The 24,863-nt window shown below is 45.2% G+C and carries 25 protein-coding genes; 4 read left to right on the top strand and 21 right to left on the bottom strand.

Going from position 1 to position 24,863, the window contains the following annotated elements:
• Window position 1 precedes the first annotated feature (1 nt).
• The 21 genes from atpD to AB4209_RS15615 form a co-directional block, all read right to left on the bottom strand.
• A complete protein-coding gene (gene atpD / locus AB4209_RS15715; RefSeq protein ID WP_372056428.1) occupies window positions 2-1,405 on the bottom strand; it encodes a F0F1 ATP synthase subunit beta in 1,404 nt (467 codons plus the stop codon).
• 34 nt (window positions 1,406-1,439) lie between these two features.
• Entirely contained in the window at window positions 1,440-2,306 is an 867-nt protein-coding gene (atpG, locus tag AB4209_RS15710) for a F0F1 ATP synthase subunit gamma (protein WP_017058793.1), read from the bottom strand.
• 48 nt (window positions 2,307-2,354) lie between these two features.
• Window positions 2,355-3,896: a F0F1 ATP synthase subunit alpha gene (gene atpA / locus AB4209_RS15705; RefSeq protein WP_102321083.1), complete on the bottom strand. Its 1,542-nt coding sequence runs from the start codon at window positions 3,894-3,896 to the stop codon at window positions 2,355-2,357.
• A 13-nt stretch (window positions 3,897-3,909) separates the two neighbouring features.
• On the bottom strand, window positions 3,910-4,443 hold the full coding sequence (atpH, locus tag AB4209_RS15700; protein WP_017058795.1) for a F0F1 ATP synthase subunit delta: 534 nt from the start codon (window positions 4,441-4,443) through the stop codon (window positions 3,910-3,912).
• A gap of 15 nt (window positions 4,444-4,458) precedes the next feature.
• Complete coding sequence (atpF, locus tag AB4209_RS15695) at window positions 4,459-4,929, bottom strand: F0F1 ATP synthase subunit B (protein WP_032545592.1); 471 nt, start codon at window positions 4,927-4,929, stop codon at window positions 4,459-4,461.
• A gap of 59 nt (window positions 4,930-4,988) precedes the next feature.
• On the bottom strand, window positions 4,989-5,246 hold the full coding sequence (atpE, locus tag AB4209_RS15690; protein WP_004411110.1) for a F0F1 ATP synthase subunit C: 258 nt from the start codon (window positions 5,244-5,246) through the stop codon (window positions 4,989-4,991).
• Between the two features lie 48 nt (window positions 5,247-5,294).
• Window positions 5,295-6,092 carry a F0F1 ATP synthase subunit A gene (atpB, locus tag AB4209_RS15685; protein WP_017058797.1) on the bottom strand — a complete coding sequence of 266 codons (798 nt, stop codon included), beginning with the start codon at window positions 6,090-6,092 and terminating at the stop codon, window positions 5,295-5,297.
• Window positions 6,093-6,100: 8 nt separating this feature from the next.
• Window positions 6,101-6,490: a F0F1 ATP synthase subunit I gene (locus AB4209_RS15680; protein WP_017058798.1), complete on the bottom strand. Its 390-nt coding sequence runs from the start codon at window positions 6,488-6,490 to the stop codon at window positions 6,101-6,103.
• A 192-nt stretch (window positions 6,491-6,682) separates the two neighbouring features.
• Entirely contained in the window at window positions 6,683-7,564 is an 882-nt protein-coding gene (locus AB4209_RS15675) for a ParB/RepB/Spo0J family partition protein (RefSeq protein ID WP_017058799.1), read from the bottom strand.
• 23 nt (window positions 7,565-7,587) lie between these two features.
• Window positions 7,588-8,361: a ParA family protein gene (locus AB4209_RS15670; RefSeq protein ID WP_029235097.1), complete on the bottom strand. Its 774-nt coding sequence runs from the start codon at window positions 8,359-8,361 to the stop codon at window positions 7,588-7,590.
• 14 nt (window positions 8,362-8,375) lie between these two features.
• Window positions 8,376-9,008, bottom strand: a complete 633-nt coding sequence (gene rsmG, locus AB4209_RS15665) for a 16S rRNA (guanine(527)-N(7))-methyltransferase RsmG (RefSeq protein ID WP_017058801.1) — start codon at window positions 9,006-9,008, stop codon at window positions 8,376-8,378.
• Window positions 9,008-10,903, bottom strand: a complete 1,896-nt coding sequence (gene mnmG, locus AB4209_RS15660; protein WP_017058802.1) for a tRNA uridine-5-carboxymethylaminomethyl(34) synthesis enzyme MnmG — start codon at window positions 10,901-10,903, stop codon at window positions 9,008-9,010. Before mnmG ends, rsmG begins: the two co-directional genes overlap by 1 nt.
• A 482-nt stretch (window positions 10,904-11,385) precedes the next feature.
• The gene (gene mioC / locus AB4209_RS15655; protein ID WP_017058804.1) at window positions 11,386-11,820 is read right to left on the bottom strand and encodes an FMN-binding protein MioC; all 435 of its coding nucleotides are present in this window, start codon (window positions 11,818-11,820) and stop codon (window positions 11,386-11,388) included.
• Between the two features lie 50 nt (window positions 11,821-11,870).
• Complete coding sequence (gene mnmE / locus AB4209_RS15650) at window positions 11,871-13,232, bottom strand: tRNA uridine-5-carboxymethylaminomethyl(34) synthesis GTPase MnmE (protein WP_029235098.1); 1,362 nt, start codon at window positions 13,230-13,232, stop codon at window positions 11,871-11,873.
• A gap of 130 nt (window positions 13,233-13,362) precedes the next feature.
• Window positions 13,363-14,985 (bottom strand): membrane protein insertase YidC, encoded by a 1,623-nt coding sequence (gene yidC, locus AB4209_RS15645; protein WP_017069558.1) that lies wholly within the window; start codon window positions 14,983-14,985, stop codon window positions 13,363-13,365.
• A gap of 2 nt (window positions 14,986-14,987) precedes the next feature.
• Window positions 14,988-15,245: a membrane protein insertion efficiency factor YidD gene (yidD, locus tag AB4209_RS15640; protein ID WP_004735802.1), complete on the bottom strand. Its 258-nt coding sequence runs from the start codon at window positions 15,243-15,245 to the stop codon at window positions 14,988-14,990.
• On the bottom strand, window positions 15,212-15,535 hold the full coding sequence (rnpA, locus tag AB4209_RS15635; RefSeq protein WP_017055478.1) for a ribonuclease P protein component: 324 nt from the start codon (window positions 15,533-15,535) through the stop codon (window positions 15,212-15,214). The genes yidD and rnpA overlap by 34 nt, the downstream gene beginning before the upstream one ends.
• A gap of 45 nt (window positions 15,536-15,580) precedes the next feature.
• On the bottom strand, window positions 15,581-15,715 hold the full coding sequence (rpmH, locus tag AB4209_RS15630) for a 50S ribosomal protein L34 (RefSeq protein WP_004735800.1): 135 nt from the start codon (window positions 15,713-15,715) through the stop codon (window positions 15,581-15,583).
• 206 nt (window positions 15,716-15,921) lie between these two features.
• Window positions 15,922-16,659 carry an amino acid ABC transporter ATP-binding protein gene (locus AB4209_RS15625; RefSeq protein WP_017063027.1) on the bottom strand — a complete coding sequence of 246 codons (738 nt, stop codon included), beginning with the start codon at window positions 16,657-16,659 and terminating at the stop codon, window positions 15,922-15,924.
• The gene (locus AB4209_RS15620) at window positions 16,656-17,327 is read right to left on the bottom strand and encodes an amino acid ABC transporter permease (RefSeq protein ID WP_009848134.1); all 672 of its coding nucleotides are present in this window, start codon (window positions 17,325-17,327) and stop codon (window positions 16,656-16,658) included. Before AB4209_RS15620 ends, AB4209_RS15625 begins: the two co-directional genes overlap by 4 nt.
• A gap of 135 nt (window positions 17,328-17,462) precedes the next feature.
• Window positions 17,463-18,212, bottom strand: a complete 750-nt coding sequence (locus AB4209_RS15615) for an amino acid ABC transporter substrate-binding protein (protein WP_009848135.1) — start codon at window positions 18,210-18,212, stop codon at window positions 17,463-17,465.
• Window positions 18,213-18,523: 311 nt separating this feature from the next.
• On the opposite strand from AB4209_RS15615, the gene dnaA reads away from it, so the two are divergent.
• The 4 genes from dnaA (at window position 18,524) to gyrB (ending at window position 24,695) form a co-directional block, all read left to right on the top strand.
• Window positions 18,524-19,945: a chromosomal replication initiator protein DnaA gene (dnaA, locus tag AB4209_RS15610; RefSeq protein ID WP_017058808.1), complete on the top strand. Its 1,422-nt coding sequence runs from the start codon at window positions 18,524-18,526 to the stop codon at window positions 19,943-19,945.
• 81 nt (window positions 19,946-20,026) lie between these two features.
• On the top strand, window positions 20,027-21,127 hold the full coding sequence (gene dnaN, locus AB4209_RS15605; RefSeq protein ID WP_017058809.1) for a DNA polymerase III subunit beta: 1,101 nt from the start codon (window positions 20,027-20,029) through the stop codon (window positions 21,125-21,127).
• A 53-nt stretch (window positions 21,128-21,180) separates the two neighbouring features.
• Window positions 21,181-22,260 carry a DNA replication/repair protein RecF gene (gene recF / locus AB4209_RS15600; RefSeq protein WP_017058810.1) on the top strand — a complete coding sequence of 360 codons (1,080 nt, stop codon included), beginning with the start codon at window positions 21,181-21,183 and terminating at the stop codon, window positions 22,258-22,260.
• A gap of 17 nt (window positions 22,261-22,277) precedes the next feature.
• Window positions 22,278-24,695 carry a DNA topoisomerase (ATP-hydrolyzing) subunit B gene (gyrB, locus tag AB4209_RS15595; protein ID WP_017058811.1) on the top strand — a complete coding sequence of 806 codons (2,418 nt, stop codon included), beginning with the start codon at window positions 22,278-22,280 and terminating at the stop codon, window positions 24,693-24,695.
• The last annotated feature ends 168 nt before the right edge of the window (window positions 24,696-24,863 follow it).

Below are 24,863 nucleotides of genomic sequence, written 5' to 3'. Positions count from 1 at the left end.
CTTATAGCTTCTTAGCATTCTCAATAGCATCGTCGATAGTACCGCAGTACATGAACGCTTGCTCTGGAATGTCATCGTATTCACCAGATAGTAGACCTTGGAAGCCACGTAGAGTCTCTTTAAGAGGTACGTAAACACCTGGGTCACCAGTAAATACTTCCGCTACGTGGTAAGGCTGAGTAAGGAACTTCTCAATCTTACGAGCACGAGATACAACTTGCTTATCTTCTTCAGATAGCTCGTCCATACCTAGGATAGCAATGATATCTTTCAGCTCTTTATAGCGCTGAAGAGTAGACTGAACGCCACGAGCGATGTCGTAGTGCTCTTGTCCAACTACCAATGGATCCAGTTGACGTGAAGTAGAATCTAGCGGGTCGATCGCAGGGTATAGACCCATAGATGCGATGTTACGGTTAAGTACAACCGTTGCATCCAAGTGAGCGAACGTTGTTGCTGGAGACGGGTCAGTCAAGTCATCCGCAGGAACGTATACCGCCTGTACAGACGTGATAGAACCAGCTTTAGTTGACGTGATACGCTCTTGTAGAACACCCATTTCTTCAGCCAGTGTAGGTTGGTAACCTACCGCAGAAGGCATACGACCTAGAAGTGCTGATACTTCAGTACCTGCTAGTGTGTAACGGTAGATGTTATCAACGAACAGTAGAACGTCACGACCTTCGTCACGGAAGCGCTCTGCCATTGTTAGGCCAGTCAGGGCAACACGTAGACGGTTACCTGGTGGCTCGTTCATCTGACCGTAAACCATCGCTACTTTTGATTCTTCAGGTTTTTCGATGTTTACAACACCTGCTTCCTGCATCTCAAAGTAGAAATCGTTACCTTCACGAGTACGCTCACCTACACCTGCAAATACAGATAGGCCTGAGTGTTGAAGTGCGATGTTGTTGATAAGTTCCATCATGTTAACGGTCTTACCTACACCAGCACCACCGAATAGACCGATTTTACCACCCTTAGCGAATGGACAAATCAAGTCGATTACTTTAACACCAGTTTCTAGAAGAGCTGTCTCGTTAGACTGCTCTTCGTAGCTTGGAGCTTCACGGTGAATGGCGTAATGCTCTTCAGCACCAATCTCGCCACACTCATCAATCGCGTCACCTAGGACATTCATGATACGACCCAATGTCTTAGTACCTACTGGTACTGAGATTGGAGCGCCAGTATTTTCAACTGTCAAACCACGACGTAAACCATCAGAGCTACCCATTACGATTGCGCGAACTACGCCACCGCCAAGTTGTTGCTGAACTTCAAGAACTAGACGTTCTTGTACTTCATTAACATTCAGAGCGTCGTATACACGAGGTACTTCACCCTGTGGGAACTCTACGTCGACTACCGCACCGATGATCTGTACGATCTTACCTGTAGCCATCGTTAATCCTCTAACTATTTAGTTTTACCTAAGCTTAAACCGCAGCTGCGCCTGAAACGATCTCAGAAAGTTCTTGTGTAATTGCCGCTTGACGCGCTTTGTTGTACACAAGTTCTAAGTCATCAATAATGTCACCAGCGTTATCTGTTGCTGATTTCATAGCAATCATTCGAGCCGCTTGCTCACAAGCAAGGTTCTCGACCACACCTTGATATACTTGAGATTCGACGTAGCGAACCAGTAGTGCATCTAGTAGTGGTTTTGGCTCAGGCTCATAAATGTAGTCCCAAGCATGATCGCGTTTCATGTCTTCGCTGTCTGATTTAGGCAAAGGAAGTAATTGATCGATCGTTGGTTCTTGTACCATAGTGTTTTCAAACTTGTTGAACACTACGAACAGGCGATCCAATTCGCCTTCATCATATTTCTTCAGCATAACGCTTACAGAGCCAATCAAGTCTTCAAGGCTTGGGCGATCGCCCAGACCAGAAACTTGAGCTGCTACTTTCGCGCCGCTGTTGTTGAAAAATGCTGTCGCTTTTGAACCTACAATTGCAAGTTCAACGTCAGCACCTTTCTCAGACCAATCTTTCATGTCGTTCATGGCTTTTTTGAACAAGTTAATGTTCAAACCACCACAAAGACCACGGTCTGTAGAAACGATGATGTAACCAACACGTTTGGCTTCACGTTCCTCAAGATAAGGATGCTTATACTCGAGGCTACCATTAGCCAAATGACCGATCACTTTACGCATTGTTTCTGCATATGGACGAGTAGCTTCCATTGCGTCTTGAGAACGACGCATTTTTGAAGCTGCTACCATTTCCATTGCTTTCGTAATCTTCTGTGTGCTTTTAACACTACCGATTTTATTACGTATCTCTTTTGCGCCGGCCATCGTTACTCTCCGTTAATGGTATGAGGTGGCCCTAAGACCACCTACCAATTACCAGGTCTGGGTTGCCTTGAAATCGTCAACAAGCTTCTTCAGCTCAGCTTCGATTTCTTTATTGAAAGCACCCGTTGTGTCGATCTGTGTTGCTAGATCGGCATATTGACCACGAGCAAACGACAGTAAAGCAGCTTCAAAGTCTAGAACTTTAGAAAGTTCAACGTCTTGAAGGTATCCACGCTCTGCAGCGAAGATTACTAGAGCTTGGTCAAATACAGACATAGGAGCGTATTGCTTCTGCTTCATCAGTTCTGTAACTTTTTGACCGTGGTCTAGCTGCTTCTTAGTCGCTTCATCAAGATCCGAAGAGAACTGAGCAAATGCTGCAAGTTCACGGTATTGAGCTAGAGCAGTACGGATACCGCCAGATAGCTTCTTGATGATTTTAGTCTGCGCCGAACCACCTACACGAGAAACTGAGATACCAGGGTCAACAGCTGGACGTACGCCCGCGTTGAATAGCTCAGTTTGTAGGAAGATCTGACCATCGGTAATCGAGATTACGTTCGTCGGTACGAATGCAGATACGTCACCAGCTTGCGTTTCGATGATAGGAAGAGCAGTTAAAGAACCCGTCTTGCCTTTCACTTCGCCTTTAGTGAATTCTTCTACGTAGTGTTCGCTTACACGAGCAGCACGCTCTAGTAGACGAGAGTGAAGGTAGAAAACATCACCAGGGAACGCTTCACGACCTGGTGGACGCTTAAGCAGTAGTGAGATCTGACGGTAAGCGACAGCTTGCTTAGATAGATCATCATAAACAATCAGTGCATCTTCACCGCGATCACGGAAGTATTCACCCATCGCACAACCAGCATACGGTGCAAGGTATTGCAGCGCTGCAGATTCAGAAGCCGATGCAACAACAACAACAGTGTTTGCTAGTGCGCCGTGCTCTTCTAGTTTGCGAACTACGTTAGCGATAGTCGACGCTTTTTGGCCGATTGCAACGTAGATAGAGAAAATACCAGAATTTTTTTGGTTAATAATCGCATCGATCGCCATCGCTGTTTTACCAGTCTGACGGTCACCGATAATAAGTTCACGCTGACCACGACCGATAGGGATCATTGAGTCAACTGACTTGTAACCAGTTTGAACAGGTTGATCTACCGATTTACGGTCGATTACACCTGGTGCGATAATTTCTACAGGCGAAGTCAATTTCGCATCAATAGGACCTTTACCATCAATTGGCTCACCTAGCGTGTTTACCACACGACCAAGCATTTCAGGACCTACTGGTACTTCGAGAATACGACCCGTACCTGTAACTTTCATGCCTTCCTGTAGGTCAGCATATGGGCCCATTACAACAGCACCAACCGAATCACGGTTCAAGTTAAGTGCTAGCGCGTAACGGCCACCCGGTAGTTCAATCATTTCACCTTGCATCACGTCCGCTAGGCCGTGAATGCTAAGGATGCCATCGCTTACCGAAACGATAGTACCTTCATTGCGAGCTTCACTAACAACGTCGAAAGATTCAATACGTTGTTTAATTAGATCGCTAATTTCAGTGGAATTAAGTTGCATGCTCCAATCCCCATTAAGACTGCAATGCATCGCTCAGGCGGTCTAAACGACTGCGCGCTGAGTTATCGATGACTAGGTCTCCGGCTCGAATAATAACTCCACTAAGTAGAGTCTCATCTATACTGCAATTCAGCTGAACTTTGCGCGCTAAGCGCTGTTCCAATTTGCTGCTGATCTCTGCGCGTTGTTCTTTAGAAAGTTCAACCGCTGAAGTGACTTCAACGTCGATCTCTTTCTCGTGCTCTTGTTTGAGCAATAAGAACTCTTTGCAAACATCAGGAAAAGCCATTAAGCGGCCATTCTCTGCCATTACTTTTATCAAGTTCTGGCCGAATTCATCAAATTGTTCGCCACAAATTACAATGAATACTTCAGCTAATTTTTCAGCAGTTTGAGAGCTGCTTAAGAAATTGTGAACATCATCATTTTGTGCCACTTCGGCAGCAAAAGTAAGCATCTGACCCCATTGGTCTAGCTCACCTTTCTCTACCGCAAAGTCAAACGCTGCTTTAGCATAGGGGCGTGCGATTGTAGTCAAATCAGACATATACAGCCCCTTGCTTTAAAGTTTTGCAGTAATGTTGTTAAGAAGATCATCGTGTACATCTTTATCGATTGTACGCTCAAGGATTTTCTCAGCACCAGCAATTGCCAGAGTTGCGACTTGTTTGCGCAGGTCATCACGGGCACGTGTGCGCTCAGCTTCAATTTCGGCTTCCGCTTGCGCTAAGATTTTCTGGCGTTCTGCCTGAGCCTCTTCGCGAGCTTCATCAATAATTTGAGCCTTGCGTTTATTTGCCTGTTCAATAACCTCAGTTGCGGTGCGCTTCGCTTCTTTCAATTGGTCAGAAGCGTTGGCTTGTGCTAGATCCAAGTTTTTAGCAGCGCGTTCAGCGGCTACTAGACCGTCAGCAATTTTTTTCTGACGCTCTTCAATTGCTTGCATGATTGGTGGCCATACATATTTCATGCAGAACCAAACAAACATAGAAAAAGCAATTGCTTGACCTAACAGAGTTGCGTTCATATTCACAACAGCTACCCCTCGTTAAGAATCAACTACAAAAATTTAATTAACTAATTAACAGTTAATTAGCCTGCTAGTTGACCAACAAATGGGTTAGCAAACGTGAATAGTAGTGCGATTACGATACCGATCATTGGAACAGCATCCAGTAGACCAGCGATGATGAACATCTTAACTTGTAGCATTGGAGCCATTTCAGGTTGACGCGCAGCGCCTTCTAGGAATTTACCACCAAGAATAGCAAAACCAATTGCAGTACCTACGGCACAAAGACCAACAATAATAGCAACAGCGATTGCTGAAAAACTTAGTACAGTTTCCATTTACGTTCTCCGATTAACATTAATAGTTAGAATAAAACTTAAAAATTTTTAGTGATCGCCATCTTCATGGGCCATTGATAAATAAACAATTGTTAACATCATGAAAACAAATGCTTGAATCAAAATAACCAAGATATGGAAGATAGCCCAAGGTAGAGAGCCTACCCATTGTAAATACCACGGTAGCATTGCCGCACAAAGAATGAATACAACCTCACCTGCGAACATGTTACCGAATAGACGCATACCAAGTGATAGAGGCTTCGCGAGTAGCGATACCACTTCAATCAGTAGGTTAAACGGGATCATGATTGGGTGATTAAATGGATGTAAAGCAAGTTCTTTGGCGAATCCACCTAAGCCTTTTACTTTGATGCTGTAGTAGATCATCAGAGCAAAAACACCTAAGGCCATTGACATGGTTATATTAACATCAGCTGAAGGAACCACTTTCAAATAAGGGATACCTAGCCAATGCTCCGCAGGATATGGTAAGAAATCGATAGGCACTAAGTCCATCAAGTTCATTAAAATAATCCAGCAGAATATAGTCAGTGCTAATGGAGCAATCAGAGGGTTGCGGCCATGGAAAGTGTCTTTAACGTTGCCATCAACGAATTCAACTACCATTTCAACAAAACACTGAAGCTTACCAGGTACACCTACTGTTGCTTTCTTAGCGACTGAGCGAAAAACCCAAAGGAATAACATCCCTGTCAACACCGAAAAAAACAGACTGTCTATATGTACGTTCCAGAAACTTGTCTCCTCTACAAGACCAAACTTAGCTAAAGAAAGGTTTTGTAAGTGGTGCTCAATGTATCCGGATGCTGTTGGCGCAGCCATAACTCATCCTATTTTTTATTGTTAATGAAAAGCACTGGCGCAAAGATATTAATACCTAGAACCAGTAAATAGGTCAGTTTGAGGGGAACTAATTCCACCTGCATATACATGTAGACAATAGAGAATAGTAGAACTGTGATAAGGATTTTTAGCGCTTCGCCTGCATAGAACGACGCCGCAACTAACTTAGTTGCGCGAGCTCCACTAAATAGGAAAGCACACACACAAAAAACTGCATTTGCGATGACAAAAATACCGCCACCGATTAATGCAGCAAAACCCCAATCAGGATTAACAGCTAAACCTAACCCTATCGCCACTAATATAACCGCGCTAAGCTCGATCAATAACATTTGCTTTGCAAGCACTCGTCCTGGTCTTGCTAACGCCGCTACCATGTATTCGTTCCTCTTTTAAGCCTTCTTTACTACTCGCTTAAAAGCGTGCTGAGAAATTGGCGAAAATTATACGTTCAGCCAAATTGATTGCAATAACAATGCAGCAATCATTTACATTTTTGCATACAAACCTACAACTTTTGTACGAAATTACTTGTTTATTACATAATTGACCTAAATCAATTATCTCATTTAGTACTCTAGTTTAGCAATAAGTTGCTCTAATTTGTGAGGCTCATCAAGAGTAATTGTCACTTTTGACTTACCGCTAACAGAACGAGTAACTGAAACGTTTGCTTGCAATTTTTCCGTGAGTCTTCGTGAAAGTTCGATAGCTTCTGTGTCTTCAGGCTTCGATTCACCTTCAACGTCTGGTTTTAAGCACTTTTTGACAAGTTGCTCAGTTTGACGCACGGTCATTTTTTTGGTTGCCGCAGTGTTTGCTGCTTCAACCTGGGTATCACCTTCAAGCGCAAGCAGTGCTCGAGCATGCCCCATTTCCAGTTGTTTATTGGAAACTAAACCTTTTACTTCATTTTCGAGCTGATTTAGACGTAATAAGTTACTCACCGTAGCTCTCGATTTACCGATTACATCAGCGACTTGTTGGTGTGTCAGCTCAAATTCGTTCTGTAGTCGCTCTAGCGCTTGTGCTTCTTCGATAACATTCAGATCTTCACGCTGAATATTCTCAATCAACGCCATCGCGATAGCGGCTTTGTCTTCGACTCTCTTGACCAAACATGGCACTTGTTTAAGGCCAGCTTGACGAGCCGCTCTCCAACGACGTTCACCAGCAATAATCTCGAACTGGTCGTGCGCCAATGGGCGAACTACGATCGGTTGGATAATGCCTTGAGATTGAATTGATGCTGCCAGCTCTTCTAGCGCTTCAGGCGCAATATCCTTACGCGGTTGATATACACCAGGCTTCAAGCAACCAACAGCCAGTTCAATAAGCTCACCATCAGCCGACAACGCCTGACTATGAGAAGCAACTTGCTGTTTTTCACGAGCCAATGAGCTAGTTGCAAGCAATGCATCTAGCCCTTTTCCTAAACCACGCTTAGACATTGAGCGAATTCCTTTGGTTGGACCTATACTGGGACTTCTTCACGACGCAACATTTCGCCAGCAAGAGCAAGGTAAGCCTTAGCTCCTGCGGAATATTTGTCGTAGTACATTGCTGGCTTGCCGTGACTCGGGGCTTCTGCCAGACGCACATTTCTAGGGATCACAGTTCGGTAGACTTTGCTACCAAAGTGTTTTTTGAGTTGATCAGATACTTCGTTCGATAAGCGGTTGCGAGGATCGTACATAGTACGCAGAAGACCTTCGATCTTCAGGTTCTCGTTTACAACAGCCGCTAGCTTACTGATGGTATCCATCAATGCAGTCAAACCTTCCAAAGCAAAGTATTCACATTGCATAGGAACCAATACGGAGTCGGCCGCAGCCATCGCGTTGATTGTAAGAAGGTTTAATGAGGGCGGACAATCAATAAAGATGAAATCATAGTTATTGCGAATGGGTTCGAGTGCATTTTTTAAACGAACTTCACGAGCAAACACTTCCATCAGCTTGATTTCTGCCGCAGTAACATCACCGTTCGCGGCGATGAGGTCATAATTGCCAGATGTACTCCGGCAAACCACCTCATCAAATGGGGTGTCTTCAACCAACAAATCGTAAGCTGTTGCTTCAACTTGATACTTGTCGACACCGCTCGCCATAGTGGCATTACCTTGAGGATCGAGGTCAACAACCAATATCTTGCGTTTTGTTGCCGCCATTGATGCTGCTAAATTAATGCAAGTTGTTGTTTTTCCTACGCCACCCTTCTGGTTGGCAATTGCTACGATTCTACCCACTATGGCCTCGCTGATTATCCCTGACGCGATAAAGTAACTAGATGACGCTCTCCATCAAGCTCTGGCACTTGCAAAGCTTTAATGTCTGTCACTGAACACCATTCAGGTAACAGGTCGATTTCGTCTCTAGGATGTTGTCCCTTAAGAGCCAAAAATACACCGGATTGCTCTTTAGGTAAATGGTGACACCACTCTACCATGTCTGTCATTGACGCAAATGCACGACTGAGCACTGCATCAAACTTTTCTTCTGGTTGAAATTCTTCAACGCGACTTTGAACCGGTACCACGTTGTCGATACCTAATTCATGAATCACTTGTTTAATAAAACGAATACGCTTACCTAGGCTATCGAGCAAGTAAAACTCGCAGTCAGGGTTCATGATTGAGAGCGGAATCCCAGGAAGACCAGGGCCTGTACCTACATCAATAAAGCGCTTGCCTTGTAAGTGAGTGCTAACAATGATGCTATCTAAGATATGTTTCACCATCATTTCTTGCGGGTCACGAACTGACGTTAGGTTGTAAGCCTTGTTCCACTTGTTCAGTAACTCAACGTAGCCAACCAATTGGCCACGTTGCTTTTCAGATACTTCAAGTTCAGTCTGGCCAATCAGGTGATCCAGTTTTTCGCGTAATGCGCTCATTATGCTTCCTCACCTTTTTTCAGCAGGCCGTGTTTTTTCAAATAAACCAACAGAATTGAGATTGCTGCAGGCGTAATACCTGAAATTCGAGAAGCAATACCAATTGAGTCAGGCTTAGCAGTCGTTAGTTTAAGAACCACTTCGTTAGAAAGTCCTTTCACCTTGCTGTAATCGATATCAGCAGGCAATTTGGTATTTTCATGACGCAGTGATTTTTCAATTTCGTCTTGTTGACGCTGGATATAACCATCGTACTTCACTTGGATCTCAACTTGCTCAGATGCTTGTTGATCTTCCAATGCAGGGCCAAAACGATCCAATGCCGTTAGTTGTGAATAAGTCATTTCAGGGCGACGAAGAAGATCTTCACCGCTCGCTTCACGAGACATTGGTGTTTTCAGAATTTGGTTCAGTTGATCAATATCTTCAGATTTTGGATTAATCCAAGTCTCTTTCAGACGTTGACGCTCCTTCTCCATGTTTTCCATCTTCTCGTTGAAACGAGCCCAACGAGCGTCATCAACAAGGCCAAGTTCACGCGACTTTTCAGTCAAGCGGATATCGGCGTTGTCTTCACGAAGCAGCAGACGGTATTCCGCGCGAGACGTAAACATGCGGTAAGGTTCTTTGGTACCCATGGTAGATAGGTCGTCGATAAGCACGCCCATGTAAGCTTGGTCACGACGTGGACTCCAGCCTTCTTTGCCTTGAGTAAACAAACTTGCATTCAGACCGGCCATCAAGCCTTGTGCAGCCGCTTCTTCATAGCCAGTGGTACCGTTGATTTGACCCGCAAAGAATAGACCTTTGATAAACTTAGTTTCGTAAGTCAGCTTAAGGTCGCGAGGATCAAAGAAATCGTACTCAATCGCATAGCCAGGGCGAACGATATGAGCATTTTCAAAGCCCTTCATCGAACGAACAATTTGAACCTGTACATCAAACGGCAGACTGGTAGAGATACCATTCGGGTATAGCTCGTGAGTCGTTAGACCTTCTGGCTCAATAAAAATTTGGTGACTGTTCTTGTCAGCAAAACGCATTACTTTGTCTTCAATCGAAGGGCAGTAACGAGGGCCAATGCCTTCAATCACACCCGCGTACATAGGGCTGCGATCAAGGTTGGCACGAATTACGTCATGCGTATTTTCATTGGTATGCGTGATGTAACATGGAATTTGACGAGGTTGTTGAGCTCGGCTGCCCATGAACGAGAAAACAGGCGTCGGGTTATCACCGTGCTGAACCTCAAGCTCAGAAAAATCAACGCTACGCGCATCGATACGAGGAGGAGTACCTGTTTTCAGGCGATCAACTCGGAATGGAAGATCACGAAGACGGTCAGCCAGTGCGATCGATGGTGGATCACCAGCACGGCCACCTGAAGAACTTTCCATACCAATATGGATCTTGCCGCCTAGGAATGTGCCCACAGTCAGAACCACAGCGCTTGCGCGGAACTTAAGGCCCATCTGCGTTACCACACCTACCACTTGATCCTGTTCAACGATCAAGTCATCAACCGACTGTTGGAACAAAGTCAGGTTTGGCGTGTTTTCAAGAACGTTACGAACAAAGGCTTTGTACAGTGCGCGGTCAGCTTGTGCACGAGTAGCACGAACCGCAGGGCCTTTTGATGCGTTCAATGTTCTGAACTGAATACCTGCATGATCAATAGCTTGCGCCATTAATCCACCCATTGCATCGACCTCTTTTACCAAGTGGCCCTTACCGATCCCGCCAATGGCTGGGTTACAAGACATTTGTCCTAGTGTATCGATATTATGAGTAAGTAATAACGTACTTTGACCAGTACGTGCAGATGCGAGTGCGGCTTCCGTTCCTGCATGGCCACCACCAACAACGATGACGTCAAATTTTTCGTGATAAAGCATGAACCGACCTCAGGTATTCAAACGTTTTCTAGATTGATAAAAAGGAGCGATATTCTACCTGTTTTCATAGCCTGAGAAAACGTTTTTGGGATTTTTCGAAAAAGCTGTTTTTAACTAATATAGATAAGATCTTTAAGGAGATCTTTTATTAGATCTATTATTAGGATCGATGGTATCTGTGGATAAGTCGGAAATGATCAACGAGATCATGGATCTTTTTTGGATCAAATGATGTGATCTAACTTTGATCAGGATGAGGATTAGCTGGGATCAAAATGGCTACTTATTCACAGGAGGAAATTAGCCTAAAACTTGTTATTTGGATAACTATAGGTTAATCACCGTATATGTATGATCTTATCCACAGAAGAAATTGAAAATAGATCGCTAATTTTCGATGTTTTTGAAAAAAAGTTATTCACAATCACGATGTTCAGAGACAAAAAAAGCGGCATAAGCCGCTTTTTGAGAGAGGAGAGAGGTTAAAACTGGTCGCTATGATCGTTGAACCAAGCTTCTGCTGCGTCTTCTGGTACCGGAGTTTCCAATACATCGATGGTAAAACAGTCAGAAATAGGCTGAGCACCGAGCTCTTTCATCTGGCTGTGGACTGATTTTCCCGCCAAACAGAAGGTATCGTAACTCGAATCACCAAGCGCCACGACAGCAAAGCGAACCGGGCTTAAATCTGGAGATTGCTGGGTCAATGCGTCGATAAACGGCTTAATATTATCTGGAAATTCACCCGCACCATGAGTTGAAGTCACCAGCAACCAAAAGCCTTGTTGGGGAATATCATCGAATTCAGGCTGATTATGAAGGGTGATCTCGTGGCCTTGCTCTTCAAGAAGATCATTAAGGTGATCGCCAACGTACTCTGCACCACCTAAGGTGCTGCCTGTAATAATGTGGATCATTAAGCTGTCCTTACTAAAGAAAAAGGCCAGCATGAGCCGGCCTTTAAAGGTTATTTACCAATACAGAAAGAGGTGAAGATACGGCCGAGTAGGTCATCGGAACTGAATTCACCAGTAATCTCGTTAAGGTGTTGCTGCGTTATACGCAGTTCTTCTGCCAAGATTTCCCCTGCCATATAGCCTTCGAGCTGTTGCTGGCCAATATCTAGATGCTCAGATGCGCGTTCTAGGGCATCTAAGTGGCGACGACGTGCCATGAAGCCACCTTCATTGCCACCAGCAAAGCCCATGCAATCTTTTAAGTGATTACGTAGTGCATCAACGCCTTGTCCCGTCTTTGCTGATAGTCGAATCAGAGTTGGATCATTAACATGGCAAATCCCGAGATCTTCACCGGTTTGATCGGCTTTGTTACGAATCACGGTCATTCCGATGTTATTCGGCAGACGATCAACGAAATCTGGCCAGATATCTTTCGGGTCGGTTGCATCGGTAGTGGTGCCATCGACCATAAATAAAACGCGATCGGCTTGAGCAATTTCTTCCCAAGCGCGTTCAATACCGATTTTTTCGACTTCATCCGAGGCTTCACGCAGGCCTGCGGTATCAATAATGTGCAGTGGCATACCATCAATATGGATATGTTCACGAAGTACATCACGGGTTGTACCTGCAATATCAGTCACAATCGCGGAGTCTTTACCCGATAATGCATTCAGTAAGCTCGACTTACCGGCATTAGGACGACCTGCAATCACCACCTTCATACCTTCACGCATGATGGCACCTTGATTGGCTTCTTGGCGAACCGCTTCGAGGTTGTCGATGATAGCTTGTAAGTCAGCACTTACTTTACCGTCAGCAAGGAAATCAATCTCTTCTTCTGGGAAGTCGATAGCGGCTTCAACATAGATGCGTAAGTGAATCAGAGAGTCCACCAGCGTATTAATGCGTTTCGAGAACTCACCTTGCAACGATTGCAGAGCTGATTTCGCCGCTTCTTCTGAACTGGCATCAATGAGGTCAGCAATCGCTTCTGCTTGGGTTAAATCCATCTTGTCGTTCAAGAAGGCACGCTCCGAGAACTCACCTGGGCGTGCTGCGCGTAGCCCTGGAATAGCGAGGATGCGCTTGATGAGCATATCCATTACCACAGGACCACCGTGGCCTTGCAGCTCTAAAACGTCTTCACCGGTAAACGAGTGCGGGTTAGGAAAGTAAAGCGCGATGCCTTGGTCTAGCTCTAAACCATCGTGAGATTTAAAAGGGGTGTACTCAGCGTAACGTGGTTTCAGTACTTTGCCGGTAACTTCAAGCGCAACTTGGGCTGCTTGTGGGCCTGAAACGCGAATAATACCGACGCCGCCACGGCCGGGTGCAGTCGCTTGAGCAACAATCGTATCTGTAGTCATAGTTGTGCCTGCTAGCATGTGAAAGCCAAAAAGGGGCGCTCACGATTAATCAATTAGCTGAATTGTAATCAGCTAAAAACAAAAAGGCGACCTTTTGGTCGCCTTTCTTTGTCTCTTTCTATTATCGAACTTACTTAGAATGTAAGCCTTTCTTTTCCAGCGCGCGGTAGATAAGCGTTTGCTGAATCAGAGTTACGATGTTCGATACTAGCCAGTATAGAACCAGACCTGAAGGGAAGAACAGGAAGAAGAATGTGAACATAACCGGCATAAAGGTCATGATCTTCTGCTGCATTGGATCCGTTACAGTTGTCGGGCTCATCTTCTGGATTAGGAACATTGAAGCACCCATCAGAAGTGGCAAGATGTAGTATGGGTCTTGTGCTGAAAGGTCAGTAATCCAACCGAAGAACGGTGAGTGACGCAGTTCAACAGACTCCATTAGTGCCCAGTATAGCGAAATGAAGATAGGCATTTGCAGAAGGATAGGTAAACAGCCACCTAGTGGGTTTACTTTCTCTTTCTTGTAAAGCTCCATCATTTCTTGGCTCATGCGTTGACGGTCGTCGCCGATACGCTCACGCATTGCAGTCAGCTTAGGCTGAAGCATACGCATTTTCGCCATAGACGTGTACTGAGCTTTCGTTAGTGGGTACATAGCACCACGAACGATGAAAGTTAGACAGATGATTGCCAGACCCCAGTTCACAACGATGCCTTGAATGAACGAAAGCAGAGTATGAAGTGGTTTAGCAATGAACCATAACCAACCGTAGTCAACTACTAGGTCTAGGTTAGGTGCAGTTTCAGCCATTTGGTCTTGAAGTTTAGGACCAACCCAAAGCGTTGCTTTGAAGCTCGCTTCGTCGCCATTAGCGATAGTCTTGTTCGGCATACGAACACCGATGTCGCCTAGGTTACCGATTACACGAGTGTAAAGGTTGCTGCCTGCTTCGTCGCGTGGGATCCAAGCACTTGCAAAGTAGTGCTGAATCATCGCTGCCCAACCTTGACCGTTTGCTAGGTTAAGAGACAGGTTGCGATCTTGCATGTCGTCGAAGCTGTATTTTTTGTAACGCGTATCTTCCGTAGAGTAAGCACCACCACGGTAAGTTGGCATTGTTAGGCTACCGCCGTCATCCATTACGTTCTGACGCAGGTGAGCGTACATGCCGAATGTCGCGTTGTTACCAGAGTTGTTGACTACATCGTATTCAACATCCATTGCGTAGCTGCCACGCTTAAGGATGAATGTTTTCGTGTAATCAAGGCCGTTCGCTTGGTAAGTCATCGGGATGCGTAGTTCATCCTGACCATCAGCAAGCGTGAAGCTGTCTGCTGAAACTGTGTAGCTTGGGCGGTTTGTGCTGCTTAAATCGATACCTTGAGGACCCACTAGACCGCTTTGTGCGATAAATTGGTGACCTGGTTCGTTTTTAAGAAGAACAAACGTATCTTCAGAATCGAACTCAGCAGAGTAATCGTTTAGGTTTGCTTTAACGACATCACCACCAACCGTATCAATTGACAGAGTCAGTACATCAGTTGTTACTGTGATAGTTTTAGCAGAAGAAGCAACTTGACCAGGAGCCGGGTCTAGATCATCTGCATAAGATGGCGCTGGTAGGGTGCTGCCAGATTGTGCCTGCTCAACCGCTTGTGGTGCTGGATTCTGAGCTACGTTCCATTGTTGGAACAGTAGGAAAGAAACCAAAGCCAATGCGATTAACAGAATATTACGTTGAGAATCCATCGTTATTTATCTCTGTCTTGTTTTTGGACTGGTGGAACGGGGTCAAAGCCCCCTTCGTTCAAAGGATGGCATTTTAATAGACGTTTGCCTGATAACCAACACCCTTTTACAAAACCGTGAGCTTTCAATGCTTCTATCGCATATAAAGAGCAGGTTGGAGTAAATCGGCAGCGTGGGCCGATGAGTGGACTAATAAACCATCTATAAAAATAGATGGGTATTAGCGCTATCCACGCGAAGGGCGAGACAGGCGAAGCCATAATTTGTCGAGTAGCTTGAACATTTCTTCATTGCTTAAATCTTGCGCGCTCTTCTTAGCGATTACAACAAAATCTTTGTTAGGAAGTTTGTGTTGAGTGTTACGAAAGCTTTCACGAGTAAGACGCTTGAATCGGTTACGACCCACGGCGGTTTTAATCTGCTTTTTCGGAACGGCTAATCCAAGACGAGGATTTGAAAGAGAGTTATTTCGGGCAATGATGGTGAAATGAGGGGAGCCAGCTCGATGAGCTTGCTTGAAGACATTTTGATAATGTTCGGGAGTTAACAAGCGTAACTCCCGACCGAAGGCTAGCTTATTCAAAATAATCAAAGATTACTTAGAAAGACGCTTACGGCCTTTTGCACGACGTGCATTGATTGTTGCGCGACCGTTCTTAGTAGCCATGCGAGCACGGAAACCGTGAGTACGCTTACGCTTTAGAACTGTAGGTTGAAAAGTGCGTTTCATTGTAATTACCTTACTGATCAGTAGTTTTAGGTTTTTGTTAAACCCGGCGTGGGCATTTTTTCTCTTCTTTATATAAGAAAGGAAAACCGACGCCTCTCAACAAAGAGGCGGAATTGTAATCACTGTCACAAAAAGTGTCAATGATTGGGTTAACTAAAATTCCGGTCGGGGGATTATACGTAGAATAACTAAAATCACAAGGATCCTTAGTCGATCCCAACCTTATTTAAGAATTTTTTTAATTTAGGATCCTGTGGATTACCAAAAATATCCTGTGGAGATCCCTGCTCGATAATATGACCGTCAGCCATGAAGATCACTCGGTCTGCGACCTCTCTCGCGAACTGCATTTCATGGGTAACCACCAGCATGGTTTGATGCTGATTTGCCAGTTTTTTCATTAGGTTAAGCACTTCGCCAACCCACTCAGGATCGAGCGCTGAAGTCGGCTCATCAAACAGTAAAAGCTCGGGTTGTAGTGCCATTGCACGGCCAATACCCACCCGTTGTTGCTGGCCACCAGAGAGCGCGGCTGGGTAGCTATCACCTTTGTCACCTAAGCCAATATCATCAAGTATTTGTTGTGCTTTTTCATGGGCTTGCTGTTTTTTCCAACCACGAACGGTAATTAAACCTTCAGCAATATTCTGTCTCGCGGTTTGGTGAGCGAACAGTGCATAGTTTTGGAACACAAAACCGGTCTTACGACGCAGTGCAAGCACCTCTGCCTTAGTGTGTTTCTGAGTATCAACCTTGATATCATCAATCGAAATCGTGCCTTGATCGGCTTGCTCTAGAAAATTCACACAACGCAGTAGGGTAGATTTACCCGTACCACTTGAACCTATGATGACAATTATCTCACCTTGTTTGATTTCTAGGTCGATCCCTTTCAAAACTTCGGTGTCACCAAACTGCTTGTGGATACTTTGTAATTTGATCATCGTACATACGCCTTATTCAGTTTCACTTCGGCCCAAATTTGAATACGAGTGAGGATAACCACCACGCCCCAGTAAATCAGTGCGACTGCTAAGAAAGCCTCGAAGAAGCGGAAACTTGAAGAAGCCTCCATCTGAGCTTTAGCCATGATTTCGGCGACACCTAGGGTGAAGGCAAGTGAAGTCGACTTGATCATATCGATGAAGTAGTTCATCAACGACGGCAGTGCCACGCGAGTTGCTTGCGGTAAGATCACTCGGCGCATCGCTTGGCTGGTTGTCATACCGACCGAAAGGCTGGCTTCCATCTGGCTGCGATCAATACCGATAATCGCGGCACGAATACTTTCTGCCATATACGCGGCAAAGTGCAGGGTTAAGCCAATCACAGCGGCGCTGAAGGCATCCAACCCAACCATCCACGGGAAGACTTGTGGTAAGCCGTAATAAAGGAGGAACAGCTGCACCAACAGTGGTGTGCCTCGGAAGAAGCTAATGTACAGCTGGCTCAGTTGGTCGAGCACTGGGATTTTGAATACACGAATATTCGCCAGTATCAGAGACAGGATCAGAGCAAAGAACAAGCCCCAGGTCGCCATCTCCATCGTGGTGCCTAAATACTTCAGTAGTATTGGCAACAGCTCTAGCATGTAATTAAAGTCAAATCCCATAATCTATCTCGTATTTTTATTGGCAGTGTTGTTCTATATGTAAGTACTGTTGTATCAGGTTTTTTAATCAGTGCACAAAAGCAAAAAGCCCACCGCTGTATAAAGCAGTGGGCCTTGAATGGAGAAAGTGAGTAATTACTTCTGAGTAATGTCCGCACCAAACCATTTCTGAGAGATACTTTCTAGCGTACCATCTGCGCGCATTGCTGCTAATGCTTCATTTACTTCTGCTTGCAGTTTTTTGCCGTTATCGTTGTCGACGAAAGGCCAAGCGTTTTCAATTGTTTCGAATGGCTGACCTGCTAGTTGTAATGGTAGACCAGTCTTCTTGATAAGCTCTAGTGCTGATAGGCGATCCATTACGAATGCATCGGCACGACCCAGTGCCACGTCATGTTCAATACCTGTATCGTAGGTTTTTACATTGATCTTGCCATCTTTGTCGTAGCTGCGAAGCAGTTGTTCAAAGTTTGAGCCTAGGTTTACCGCAACCGTCTTGCCATCAAGGTCTTCGATGCCTTTAATGCTGTCATTACCTTTACGAACGGTAATTTGTGCGCCGTCTACTACGTATGGGTCTGCGAATAGGTATTTCGCTTTACGTGCATCCGTCATTGTAATTTGGTTTGAAATGGTATCGATGCGACCCGTTTCAAGAAGACCAAACAGACCAGAGAAGTTTGCCGTTACGTATTCAACCTTGTAATCGTTACGCTTACCGATCTCATCCCATAAATCCACTTCAAAACCCTGTAGCTGGTCTTGTTTAACGAACGTAAACGGGAAATAGCGACCAGACATGCCGACTTTAACTTCAGTCGCAGCTTGAACAGTAGCAGCAGAGAGTGCGATAGCCGCAATTGCAGCCTTAATCCAGTTATTCATTTGGTAACTCCTTATATTTATGGGTTTGGATGTTACTGGGAAAATGCTCACTAGAATAAATAACCAGATGTTATTAACCATAACCAGATTGAATTCCCGATTTGGGGATAACTAGCAAGGATCCGGGCATAAGTGGATCATTGTGTGAGTAAATTAGGGGCAAGATGTGTGGATCCACCGATAAATTACAAATTTATTGTGAATAACTTGGATCTTATTCACTGGATCTGTGATCAATTGCTGGTGATCTGACTTATCAACAGGTAAAATTAGCGGTCATTTCATATTACTTTAAATAGAGTGAGGGCACCGTGTCATCTTCGCTTTGGTTGCAGTGTTTGCAACAGCTTCAAGAAGAGTTACCAGCTACAGAATTCAGTATGTGGGTTCGTCCGTTACAAGCGGAACTCAATGACAATACTCTAACTCTATTTGCACCGAACCGTTTCGTACTCGATTGGGTTCGTGATAAGTATCTAAATAGCATTAACCGTCTGCTGCAAGAATATTGCGGTAACGATATCCCACATCTTCATTTTGAAGTGGGAAGCAAGCGTGTGATTGCACCAAAGCCTGCGACACCGACACCAACTCAGACTCGCACTGCGGCTGATGTGGCCGCTGAGTCATCAGCACCTGCGCAATTACAAGCTCGCAAACCTGTCCATAATATCTGGCGTGATGAAGAGCCTGTCGCGGTTGACTTGAATCACCGCTCAAACGTGAACCCAAAACATAAGTTCAATAACTTTGTTGAAGGTAAGTCGAACCAACTCGGTTTGGCTGCGGCACGTCAGGTTTCTGATAACCCAGGTACAGCCTACAACCCGTTGTTCCTATACGGCGGCACTGGTTTAGGTAAAACGCACTTGTTGCATGCGGTGGGTAACGCCATTGTTGATAATAAGCCGAATGCGAAAGTGGTTTACATGCACTCAGAGCGTTTTGTTCAGGATATGGTAAAGGCTCTGCAAAACAACGCGATCGAAGAATTTAAGCGCTACTACCGTAGTGTTGATGCATTGCTTATCGATGACATCCAATTCTTTGCTAATAAAGAGCGTTCTCAAGAAGAGTTCTTCCATACCTTTAACGCGCTGCTTGAAGGCAATCAACAGATCATCCTAACGTCTGACCGTTATCCAAAAGAGATCAACGGGGTAGAAGATCGTCTTAAATCTCGTTTCGGCTGGGGTTTGACGGTAGCGATTGAGCCACCAGAGCTTGAGACACGTGTTGCGATCTTGATGAAGAAAGCCGAAGACCACCAAATTCACCTTGCGGATGAAGTGGCGTTCTTTATTGCCAAGCGTCTACGCTCTAACGTTCGTGAACTGGAAGGCGCATTGAACCGTGTTATTGCGAATGCAAACTTCACTGGCCGCCCGATCACGATCGACTTCGTGCGTGAAGCACTGCGTGACCTACTTGCACTGCAAGAAAAACTGGTCACTATTGATAACATTCAAAAGACAGTAGCCGAGTACTACAAAATCAAAGTCGCTGATCTATTGTCTAAGCGTCGTTCTCGTTCTGTTGCTCGTCCACGTCAATTGGCGATGGCACTGGCGAAAGAGCTAACAAACCACAGCTTGCCTGAGATTGGCGATGCATTCGGTGGTCGTGACCACACGACGGTACTGCATGCTTGTCGTAAGATTGCTCAGCTGCGTGAAGAGAGCCACGACATTAAAGAAGATTATTCGAACTTGATTCGTACCCTTTCTTCTTAATACACAGTATTCTTAACCTTAATAAGCAGAATCTTGGCCACGTACTATTACGCAGTGCCATTTAGACCGTAAGAGCAAGATATGAAATTTACCATTGAACGTAGTCACCTGATTAAGCCATTACAACAAGTATCTGGCGCACTCGGTGGCAGGCCAACGCTTCCAATTCTAGGAAACCTACTGATTAAAGTAGAAGATAACGTGTTGTCGATGACAGCGACGGATCTAGAAGTTGAACTGATCAGCCGTGTAACGCTTGAAGGTGATTTCGAAGCGGGTAGCATTACCGTACCTTCACGTAAATTCCTAGATATCTGCCGTGGATTGCCAGATAACTCAGTGATCACTGTGGTATTGGATGGTGACCGTATTCAGGTTCGCTCTGGTCGTAGCCGCTTCTCTTTAGCAACATTACCTGCGGCAGATTTTCCAAATATTGAAGACTGGAGCAGTGAAGTTGAAGTGTCAGTGACACAAGCTGAACTTCGCGGTCTTATCGAGAAAACACAATTCTCAATGGCGAACCAAGATGTTCGTTACTACCTCAACGGTATGTTGTTTGAGATTGAAGGCTCTATCCTGCGCAGCGTAGCGACCGATGGTCACCGTATGGCAGTATCTCAAGCACAACTGGGTGCGGATTTTGCTCAGAAGCAGATCATTGTTCCTCGTAAAGGTGTTCAAGAGTTAGTGAAGCTATTGGATGCACCTGAACAGCCAGTAACACTGCAAATTGGTAACTCTAACGTGCGAGCTGAAGTGAACAACTATGTCTTCACTTCTAAGCTGGTTGATGGTCGTTTCCCTGATTATCGCCGCGTAATGCCGCAAAATACCACCAAGACACTTGAAGCTGGCTGTGATGAATTACGTTCAGCATTTTCTCGTGCTGCGATTCTATCGAATGAAAAATTCCGTGGTGTTCGCGTTAACCTTGCGGATAGCGAGATGCGCATTACCGCGAACAACCCAGAGCAAGAAGAAGCAGAAGAAGTACTCGATGTTAACTTCGACGGTGACGCGCTAGAGATTGGCTTCAACGTAAGCTACGTATTGGATGTTCTGAACACACTGCGTTGTGAACAGGTTCGCATCTCAATGTCAGACGCCAATGCGAGTGCTCTTATCGAGAACGCACAAGATGACAGCGCGATGTACGTTGTTATGCCAATTCGCTTATAAGCAGCCCTATGTTGACCTACCGAGTCGTGATTGAAGATTAATATGAAGACGTTATGCCTTTATCGCGCTTAATCGTTAAGCAGTTTAGAAATATTGAAGCCTGTGACATTCAACCGTCATCAGGCTTTAACTTTCTTATAGGGGCTAACGGAAGCGGCAAAACCAGTGTCCTTGAAGCTGTGTATCTGCTCGGACATGGTCGCTCATTCAAGAGTTCACTTACCGGTCGTATCATACAAAACGAGTGTAGTGAGCTGTTTGTACATGGCCGTTTTATGACCTCGGATCAATTTGAGCTGCCAATTGGCATTAATAAGCAGCGCGATGGCACGACAGAGGTTAAAATAAGCGGTCAAACTGGGCAAAAGTTGGCTCAGTTAGCTCAAGTCTTACCTTTGCAGTTGATTCACCCTGAAGGGTTTGATTTACTAACCGATGGACCTAAGCATCGCCGAGCATTCATTGATTGGGGAGTCTTCCACAGTGAGTCGGGCTTTTATGATGCGTGGGGCAGGGTAAAGCGCCTCAATAAGCAGCGAAACGCCTTATTGAAAACGGCAACGCACTATCGAGAGCTGAGCTATTGGGACCAAGAATTGGCCCGTTTAGCAGAAAGCATCAGTCAGTGGCGTGCCACCTACGTTGATCAGCTCAAAGAAGTCGCCGAAGAAATCTGTGCGACCTTCCTTCCTGAGTTTGAGATAAAGATTAACTACTATCGTGGCTGGGACAAAGACACCCCGTACGCCGATATATTAGAAAAGAATTTTGAAAGGGATCAGCAGCTTGGTTACACCTTTAGTGGGCCAAACAAAGCGGATCTGAAGATAAAAGTGAACGGCACTCCAGTGGAAGATGTCTTGTCACGAGGTCAATTGAAGTTGATGGTGTGCGCGCTACGAGTAGCACAAGGGCAACACCTCACTCAAATGACAGGTAAGCAGTGCATCTATTTGATAGATGACTTCGCTTCCGAATTAGATAGCCAACGCCGAGCACGTCTTGCTGAGTGTTTAAAGGCGACCCAGGCTCAAGTTTTTGTAAGCTCTATTACCGCTGATCAGATTGCAGATATGCATGACGAAAATAGCAGGATGTTTCATGTGGAACATGGCAAAATAGAGCAAGGATAATTAGTCAGAGAGTAACTATGTCAGATAATTACGATTCATCGAGTATTAAAGTACTGAAGGGTCTGGATGCGGTACGTAAGCGTCCTGGAATGTACATTGGCGACACGGATGATGGTACCGGTCTGCACCACATGGTTTTTGAGGTGGTAGATAACTCTATTGATGAAGCGCTAGCTGGTCACTGTAATGACATCATTGTAACTATCCATGAAGATAGTTCTGTGTCTGTGAGCGATGACGGCCGTGGTATTCCAACAGAATTGCACCCAGAAGAAAACGTATCTGCAGCCGAAGTAATCATGACGGTTCTTCACGCTGGTGGTAAGTTCGATGATAACTCGTACAAGGTATCTGGTGGTCTGCACGGTGTTGGTGTTTCAGTAGTGAACGCACTTTCTAAGCAAGTTACTCTTACTATCCACCGCGGTGGCAAAATCCACACTCAAACCTACAGCCACGGTGAGCCTCAAGCGCCACTAGCGGTTATCGGTGACACGGATAAAACAGGTACAGAGATTCGTTTCTGGCCGAGTGAAGAAACCTTCACTAACATCGAGTTCCATTACGACATTTTAGCTAAGCGTCTACGTGAGCTATCATTCTTGAACTCAGGTGTATCAATTAAGCTAATTGACGAGCGCGAAGAAGACAAAATGGATCACTTCGAATACGAAGGCGGTATCCAAGCGTTTGTTGAACACCTTAATACTAACAAAACGCCAATCATCCAAAAAATCTTCCACTTTAACTCTGAGCGCGAAGACGGTATTACCGTTGAAGTTGCGATGCAGTGGAATGACGGCTACCAAGAAAACATCTACTGTTTCACCAACAACATCCCTCAACGCGATGGTGGTGCTCACTTAGCAGGTTTCCGTGCGGCGCTAACGCGTACTCTGAACAGCTTCATGGACAAGGAAGGCTTCTCTAAGAAAGCGAAGACTGCGACCTCTGGTGATGATGCTCGTGAAGGTCTGACGGCGATTGTTTCTGTTAAAGTGCCTGATCCTAAGTTCTCAAGCCAAACTAAAGATAAGCTGGTTTCTTCAGAAGTGAAGTCTGCCGTTGAATCTACAATGGGTGAGAAGTTGTCTGAGTTCCTTATTGAGAACCCAGGTGAAGCGAAAACAGTTTGTTCTAAAATTATTGATGCAGCACGTGCTCGTGATGCAGCGCGTAAAGCTCGTGAAATGACTCGTCGTAAAGGCGCATTAGATTTAGCGGGTCTTCCTGGTAAGCTTGCTGACTGTCAGGAAAAAGATCCTGCACTGTCTGAACTATATATTGTGGAAGGAGACTCTGCTGGCGGTTCAGCTAAGCAGGGGCGTAACCGTAAGAACCAAGCAATCCTACCGCTGAAAGGTAAAATCCTTAACGTAGAGAAAGCACGTTTCGATAAAATGCTGTCTTCTCAAGAAGTAGCAACGCTAATCACCGCTCTTGGTTGTGGTATTGGTCGTGACGAATACAACCCAGATAAACTGCGTTACCACAACATCATCATCATGACCGATGCCGATGTCGATGGTTCTCACATCCGTACCCTGCTACTGACGTTCTTCTACCGTCAAATGCCAGAGCTGATTGAACGTGGCTACATCTACATTGCTCAACCGCCACTTTACAAAGTGAAGAAAGGTAAGCAAGAGCAGTACATTAAAGATGAAGATGCGATGAACCAGTATCAAGTATCTTTGGCTTTAGACAACGCAGAACTGCACGTAAACCCTGAAGCGCCAGCATTTGCAGGTGAAGGTTTAGAGAAGCTTGTTCAGCAATACAATGCAGGCATCAAGCTTGTTGATCGTATGAGCCGCCGTTACCCACGCGCATTGGTTCACGAACTGATTTACGTTCCTCGTCTAACGGCCGAGCAGTGTCATGATGACGCGGCAGTTGAAGCTTGGGGTAAGCAGCTTGTTGAACAGCTAAACGCGAAAGAAGTAGGTGCAAGCCAATACAGCCTTGAAGTTGAAAAACACGAAGAGCTAGGCTTAAGCGTTCCTAAGATTGTGGTTCGTACTCATGGTGTGACTCATGAACACCTACTAAGCATCGATCTTATTAACTCTAAAGAGTTTGGTAAGCTAGCGGATCTTTCTGAAGCTCTTGATGGCTTGATTGAAGAAGGCGCTTACATTAAGCGTGGTGAGCGTACTCAAGAAGTTTCTAGCTTCGTTGATGCTCTGAACTGGTTAGTGAAAGAGTCTCGTCGTGGTCTAAGCCTACAGCGATACAAAGGTCTAGGCGAGATGAACCCGGATCAACTTTGGGAAACCACAATGGATCCTGAAACTCGCCGTATGATGCAAGTAACAATTGAAGACGCTGTTGGTGCTGATTTGTTGTTTACGACGCTAATGGGTGACCAAGTTGAACCTCGTCGTAACTTCATCGAAGAGAATGCACTGAAAGTAGCAAACCTAGACGTTTAGTCTCTTTGATACTTCGCTCTTTGGCTTAATTTCTGTGTCAGAGGTGCTCACATACATTCGTATGCTCCGCGCCTCTTCCTTGAACTAAAGCCAAATAGCTTCGTCTCAAAAAACTAAAATCATTTTAAAGCACTATCCTTTGGATGGTGCTTTTTTATGGTGCGCCGA

This window comes from Vibrio sp. 10N.286.48.C11 (genome assembly GCF_041469805.1).
Classification (GTDB): Bacteria; Pseudomonadota; Gammaproteobacteria; order Enterobacterales; family Vibrionaceae; genus Vibrio; species Vibrio crassostreae_C.
This window is presented reverse-complemented; position numbering and strand designations above follow the sequence as displayed.